Raw genomic sequence first — 7681 nt, 5'->3', positions numbered from 1 at the left:
GCTGCAGGCGCCGTTGCGGACGGCGAAGTTCGACCTGTCCTTCAGCCTCGCCGAACAACACGACGGCAGCGACGGATCGGGTGGACTGGCGGGAGAGATCGAATTCGCCACCGACCTGTTCGACCGCTCGACTGTGGAACAGATCGCGGCACGTTATGTGCGCGTCCTGGAACAGGCCGTCAGCGACCCCGGGATCCGCGTCGGACGCGTGGATTTGTTGAGCGCCGAGGAGTCTCACCAGGTTCTGCGGGCCTGGAACGACACCGCAGTCGCGACACCCGAGCCGACGATCGTGGAGTTGTTCGAGCATCGGGTGGCGCGGTCTCCGGAATCGATCGCGGTGATCTGTGGAGATATTCGAATCGAATACGGGCAGTTGAATTCTCGTGCCAACGCCCTGGCATGGGAGTTGATCGAGAATGGTGTTGGCCCGGAATCGGTTGTCGTAGTCGCCCTGCCACGTTCGGTCGAGCTGATCGTGGCGCTGGTGGCTGTACTGAAGGCCGGGGCGGCGTATCTGCCGATCGATCCGGCCTATCCGAGTGATCGCACCGAGTTCATACTCACCGACGCCGCACCCGAACTCGTCCTCACCGACACCACCATCGACCTGCCCGACACGTCTACGCCCCGTGTACTGCTGGACACCCTTGCCCCGGGCACACCGAATACCAACCCCGCAAACGCCGATCGCACTCGCTGGCTGCACCCCGGCAACCCCGCCTACGTCATCTACACCTCCGGCTCCACGGGAACCCCCAAGGGCGTCACCGTCACCCATCAGAACCTCACCAACATGGCCATGCACTGTTGGCCGATGAGCACCACCGACCGGATGCTGGTTCACGCGTCCGTCGGCTTCGACGCCGCTGCGATAGAGATATGGCCCGCGTTGGCGGGTGGCGCTAGCCTGATCGTGGCGACTGCAGCCAGGGCGGACCGGCAGGAGCTCACTCGGGCCGGCCGCATCGCCCGGCCCACAGCGATGTTCGGCACACCCGAGGTCATCGAGCTGCTGCTCGAGGACGCGAACCCGGACAGCCACGTATTCCAACCCATCGACCGGCTGCTCTCCGGTGGTTCGCCGCTACCGGTCCGCATTGTCGAGCGACTACAGCGATCTCACCCCGACCTGAAGGTCGTCAACGCCTATGGTCCGGCCGAGACAACGGTCTGCGTTACACAGAACTGGATATCGGGTGTTGTAGGTGGCGGTTCGGTGCCGATCGGATCGCCTGTCGCGAACACGCGGTTATACGTGCTGGACGGGGGATTACGACCGGTTCCGGTGGGAGTGATCGGTGAGCTGTATATCGCGGGCGCTCAACTTGCACGCGGCTACCAAGGCCGCGCTGACCTGACCGGTGGGCGATTTGTGGCCTGCCCCTTCGGGTTCGGGGAACGAATGTATCGCTCCGGCGACGAGGTGCGTTGGACCCCGGATGGCGTGCTGGAGTTCGTGGGGCGCTCCGACGACCAGGTAAAAGTGCGGGGTGTGCGGGTGGAGCCGGGTGAGATCGAGGCCGCACTGCTGACCCACCCGGCCGTCAGCCGCGCAACCGTCGTGACCCGCCCCGGCGCCGACGGTAGCGCGCACCTGGTGGCGTATCTGGTACTCGACGATATCGAGGGCTTGTCCGGCGAATCCGAGCGTGCCGATGTACTGGCAGGGATGCGGAGCTTTGCGGGGCGGCGGCTACCGGAATTCATGGTGCCGTCCGCGGTGCTGGCGATGGCGGAATTGCCTCTGACCCCGAATGGAAAGGTTGACCGCGCCGCGCTTCCCGACCCGGAATTCACCGGCGGGGTGTACCGAGGTCCGCGGGACGAGAATGAACGGATCCTGGCGGAACTGTTCGCCGAAATCCTCGGCGTGGCCCGGGTCGGCATCGATGACGGATTCTTCGATCTGGGCGGGCATTCGCTGTCGGCGACACGATTGATCAGCCGAATCCGGGCGGTACTCGGCGTGGAGCTTCCGATTCGGATCGTGTTCGAATCGCCCACCGTCGCGACATTGGCAACCCGACTGCGAGAAGGGCATCTCCCGGACACGGTCGACCCATTCGCGAGCATTCTGCCGATTCGCGAACGAGGATCCAGGACTCGCCTGTGGTGTATCCACCCGGCCGGCGGCCTGAGCTGGGGATACCTGAAACTCCGCGACCATGTCCTCGATCGCGGGATCTACGGATTGCAGGCTCGCGGCTTCGACGGTGCGGCACCGCCCGCGGAATCCATAGCGTCCATGGTCGCCGACTATCTCGACCTGCTGATCGGCGAGCAACCCAACGGGCCTTATCACCTGATGGGGTGGTCGTTCGGCGGCGTAGTCGCGCAAGCCATGGCCGTCGAACTCGACAGGCGCGGGCACACCGTCGGATTGCTTGCCCTACTGGACAGCAGACCGTACGAGCCCGGCGTCGATCCGGCCGTCGACCAGGGCGCCGATGACGCGCGCGCCGATGCCCTTGTGCGGGAATGGTTCACCGAGCATTTCGGAACGACGGTGCAAGCGCCCGAGTGGGACTATCTGGTGGACTTGGCGGCGCGGGTGTTCAGGAACAACTGGAATATCTATCGCGCCTGGGAGGTGCCATTCTACCGTGGTGATGCGCTGATCCTGCGGGCGACCCGTGCCGCGGACGGGTCGCGACTCGACGCACCACTCGAGCACCTGTGGCGCCGACATATTGGAGGCCGGATCCAGACCGTGGATGTCGACGCCACCCATGCCGCCTTCGACGGCAAGGAAGCCTCGGCGATCATCGGTTCGATACTCGACCGCGAACTGGCTGCACTTGACCGCGAACTGGCTGCCGGTGAGACCGAATCGAGCTGTGGGCCAACCGATGGGGTCGGCCCGACCGGTTCCGGGATCGGTCGCGAGCTCGTCCCGCATTATGCTGACGTACAGGCACATTACGACCTGTCGGACGAGTTCTACGAGCTGTTCCTCGATCCCTCACGCACCTACAGCTGCGCCTATTTCGAGAACGAGGAATTCACCCTCGAACAAGCACAGCTTGCCAAAATCGATCTCGCGCTGGGGAAATGTGACCTGCGTCCCGGGATGACGCTGCTCGATATCGGCTGCGGCTGGGGTTCGACGCTGCGCCGCGCCGTCGAAGCCTACGAGGTAGACGGCGTCGGTTTGACGCTCAGCCGAAACCAGCATTCGTACGTCCAGGGGTTGGCCGAGGCCGTCGACACACGGCGGCACATGGAAGCCCGCCTGCAAGGGTGGGAAGAATTCGACGAACCGGTCGACCGGATCGTCAGCATCGGAGCGTTCGAGCACTTCGGACTCGAGCGCTACGACATATTCTTCGCCAAGGCTGCCCGCTTGCTACCCGCCGATGGGGTGCTGCTGCTGCACACCATCGTCCGAACCGATTCCGACGATCTCGATCGTGATCTCGTCGAATTCGCCTGGTTCATTCAGAACGAGATCTTCCCGGGCGGGCAGTTGCCGAAACCGGGTTGGATCCTCCGCAGCGCCACGGCCGCCGGATTCGCGGTCACCCGGGTACACGCCCTGCAGAACCACTACGCCCGGACTCTCGACTGCTGGTCGGCGGCGCTCGCAGCCCGACGCGACGAGGCGTGTGCGGTTGCCTCCGAGCAGGTGTACGAGCGCTACATGCGGTACCTGACGGGGTGTGCCTCGTTGTTCCGTGACGGTCGTCTCGATGTCATCCAGTTCACCTTGGCGAAGGGCGGCCCCAGATGATGGCGATCGAGAAGGGAAATCTTCTCAGAGTTGAACCGCTCGAATCCTTTTCGGGAACGTTTCGGGTCCCGGCCTCCAAACCGGAGACGCAGCGAGCCATACTGGCGAGCACCTTGGCCGATGGCACCTCGCGAATCTTCAACGATCTACGCGCCGAGGAAACCGAGGTGATGAAGCACGCATGCCGGGGATTGGGCGCCGAAATCACCGAGCGGGACGGCTATCTCGAAATCCGCGGCTGCGGCGGGCGCTTTCGCCACGAAGGGCGGGTGATCCAGGCAAACGGCTCTGGACTCGTGTTTCGCACCATGGCCGCATTGGGTTCGGTGCAGCCGGCGCCGGTAGTCGTCACTGGAGACGAGACGCTGTGCGGTCGAGTCATGGCGCCATTGCTGACCGGGCTGCGTGATCTCGGAGCCAGCATCGACTCCATCTGCCGTGAAGGGCGTGCGCCCATTGTGAATTGGGGACGCGGGTTGCGCGGCGGCGTGTGTCGACTACCGGGTGACGTCAGCTCGCAGTTCATCACCGCGGTACTGTTCGCCGCCCCGTTCGCGGAAGGCCCCGTGGAGATCGAGATCGTAGGTGAGCTCTACTCGAAGTCGTATGTCGTGCAGACCATTTCGTGCCTCACCGAGGCCGGAGTGCATGTCTCGGTCTCCGACGATTTTCGCCGCTACCGGGTGGAGCCGTCCGCGTACCGGGCCAGGGATGTACAGGTCGGCGAGGACTATACCTCCGCGTCATATCTGCTTGCGGTAACCGCTCTGTTCCCCGGCAGATCCGCGCTGACCCATGTGCGCGGTGAAAGCAGGCAGGGTGAATACGCTGTCGTCGGCATACTCGAGCAACTCGGGCTGCGAATCACGTTCGAACGCGCGACGTCGAGGCTTGTCGTGGAGAATCCCACCGGACGGCTGCGCGGCAACGTCGAGGTGGACGTCAGGGACTGCCCGAACATCGTGCCGACCCTCGCCGCGATCGGAGCGTATGTCGAAGGCAGTCTGCGCGTCGTCGGTGGACGTTTGGTGCGGTTCCACAAAGCCTCGCGGATCGAGGCGATGGTCCACGAGCTTTCCCGTGCGGGCGTCGACATCGAAGCGCTGTACGACGATGGCATCTGTGACGGCTTCGAAGTGCGTGGCGCACCGACATATCCGGGCGGCGTGACCTTCTCCAGCTGGGATGACCACCGCATCTTCATGTCGCTGTTCGTGGCGGGATTGCGCATGAGATCCGCCAACCTGTACTCGGGATTCGAAGACGTACGACTGTCGTTCCCGAGGTTCATCGAGGAGTTCGCAGCAGCTGACGTCATGACGTCGGTGGTTGGCGAGGGACACGGCGCCCCACGGCTGAACTCCCACGTGTACCCGGAGATAGATACGGTCGATCTTGTCTGACCTCGTGCGCACCACCCATTCCGATGCGCAACTCGTCGATGAGCTGGAGGACCTCGTCGGGCCGCTCGTCTGTGAAGAAGTGCCCAGCGTTCGGGACAACGGTCCACGATGCCCTGGCCGCCCGCGCCGAGACAGCAGTCGCGGAAGCCCGGCGATGACGACACGACTCCATCCTTCGCAGAAGACGAAGTCTCCGGGCTCACCGGGGGACTCAGTGCCGGTCCGGGCGCGTTCGGTGATGACAGCCGGTTGGCTCGATGTCTGCGAATCCGATCTGTGACGTTCGGTGTTCGGGCACGATATGGAACCTATGCGCCGTGATCGATCGTGGGGTTGGCTTCGCACCGGCTTGATAGCGTTGACCGCGCTCGGATTTGCTGTGGCGGTCGCCATCTGGCAGGTCCCTGGTGCCGAACTCGGGGGAATCGATCCGGGCGCGTTGGTTGTCGCCTTCGTGTCGCTGGCGGTGTCGGTGTGGTTCGGGTATCAGTCGCTGGTCCTGGCTCGCCGCGCGCAAGGATTGGCTGACACTGATGTCGCCGAGCTGGCCAATCGGCTCGCACGCCTGGTCATGAGCGCGGAAACCGATGCCCGCGATGAACTGCTCGGCCGCGACACCAGTGCGATCGACATCGCCTTGGATTTCCGTCCTGCTCCGGGAACAAGGCCCGGAAACCCGTTGGCACGAACCGATCTCACCGATATCGTGAGCTACTTCAACAACCTGCACCCGCAACGGCTGATGATCATCGGTGCTGGCGGGGCCGGAAAAACCGTCCTGGCCATCGAACTGATCGTGGGTTTGCTCGAAACCCGGTCTGCCGACGGTGCGGTGCCGGTCAGACTCAGTGCCAGCGAATGGGATCCGCACCACGACACTGTCGAAGCCCTGCTGATCATGCAGCTGGAACAGACATACGGAATGCTCAGATCCTCGGCGGCCGCGTTGGTCGAAGCCAGAAAGATCGTGCCGGTCATCGACGGACTCGACGAGATGGACAGCGACGGTGCGGGGGCTTATACCTCCCGCGCCGCGCGTGCGATTGCCGAGCTCAATACCTACCAGCACGGCCGCCACCGATCCTCCGTGGTCGTCACCTGCCGCACCGACCAGCATGCGGCGCTGGATGCGGCCCGGGTGTGGATGCGCAACGCAGCGACATTGGAAGTCCAACCGGTTACCGCTGCGCGGGCCGTGCAGTTCATTCGCGCGCGGGTCATCGACCCAGCCCGGTGGGAGCCGATCATCGCCGCGATCGCTGCCGCCCCGTCAGGTCCGATTGCATTGGGCCTGTCCACACCCTGGCGACTCACCCTGGCGGTCACCGTCTACGACCAACGCAACGACCGCGACGGCTCCTATGTTCACGATCTGACCGAACTGGCGAGAATCGCGGCTCGAGGAATCGACACGCTACGTGAATACCTTGTCTCACAGATGATTCCGGCCGTCTGCGGCGACCCTGCGGCGAGGCACCCCTACCCGCCCGACCACGTCCATCGATGGCTCGGGGTCCTGTCCCACGACTACTTGTCCGGGACCAGCCGTTTCGACAGCCGCTTTCCAACGACCACCGATCTACTGGACAGCAGGCTGCCGCTTATCATCGGACGACGGCGCCTGATGGCCGTCGGTGGAGCGATGATAATCGGGATGCTCTCGGCGATCGCCATATGTGTAGCTCTGCTGACGCCGACCGAGACCGTGATGCACAAGCTTCATTTCCTCGGTCTCGTCACGACCGCTGCCGTGTCCGTCGCGACGGGTAACGCGATATGGATGTCCTACATCTATCGCACACGAGATCGTCGATGGTACCCCTTTGACTACCTTGCCAACTCCGTAGTCGGGACAGCTGCCGTGTCCGCACTACTCACCCAATACGGGAACGGTCGTGCAGGTCTGCCGTGGTCCACCGCCATCGGCGCCGCATTCATTTTGATGTTCGTTCTACCGTTCCTGGCTGATTACGCCCAACTGCATTTGATGTTGATGTCGAGGCGCCAACCCTGGTCTGGGGTACACGCAGGGGTCCGCGGTCTCGGTGTGCGCGGGTGTCTGCTGGTTATGACCTGGGCATTCGTCTTCGTTGTCGTCAGCCCATGGCAGTACGCGTTCGTCGTCTCGGTGGTCCTGACTGCATTCTTGCTCTCCCAGGGCTTGTCGTACTCGTATTTTGTGATGCTTCTGTGCACACGACATGCATGGTCGGCGAGACCGCTGCCATGGCGACTCGGACGCTTCCTGGACTGGTGTCACGAGGTTCGCTTGCTACGCATCGCCGGCAGCGCATACCAGTTTCGTCATCGCGAACTCCAGGACTATCTCGAGCGCCATCCCACACCGTAGTTTCCCCGGTTCGGCAAGGCGCAGCCGTAGACCGATGCGGTATCTCGCTCCTATGGCCCGACCCAGGATTCGCAAATTTGCCTGGACGAATCGTGTCCGATCAAGGGAGGGATGCGCGAAATGCCAAGCCTGGAAGAGGAATCGCCGACGTCGAGGGGGTTTCGTCGCGAGCTGTTCCGGTGAACCCCGTCATAT

3 protein-coding genes are annotated in these 7681 nt (G+C 63.5%); all 3 read left to right on the top strand.

Annotation, left to right across the window (positions count from 1 at the left end):
- The coding region (locus AB0H61_RS29545; RefSeq protein ID WP_357310791.1) for a cyclopropane mycolic acid synthase family methyltransferase at positions 1–3733 on the top strand (3733 nt) is incomplete at its 5' end.
- Positions 3730–5136 (top strand): 3-phosphoshikimate 1-carboxyvinyltransferase, encoded by a 1407-nt coding sequence (aroA, locus tag AB0H61_RS29540; RefSeq protein WP_357310789.1) that lies wholly within the window; start codon positions 3730–3732, stop codon positions 5134–5136. The genes AB0H61_RS29545 and aroA, both read left to right, overlap by 4 nt.
- Before the next feature lie 454 nt (positions 5137–5590).
- On the top strand, positions 5591–7486 hold the full coding sequence (locus AB0H61_RS29535; RefSeq protein WP_357310787.1) for an NACHT domain-containing protein: 1896 nt from the start codon (positions 5591–5593) through the stop codon (positions 7484–7486).
- The last annotated feature ends 195 nt before the right edge of the window (positions 7487–7681 follow it).

Origin of the sequence: Nocardia sp. NPDC050710 (assembly GCF_040654375.1) — a bacterium.
GTDB lineage: Bacteria > Actinomycetota > Actinomycetes > Mycobacteriales > Mycobacteriaceae > Nocardia.
The sequence above is the reverse complement of the archived record's forward strand: the minus strand, read 5'-3'. Positions and strand labels throughout refer to the sequence as shown.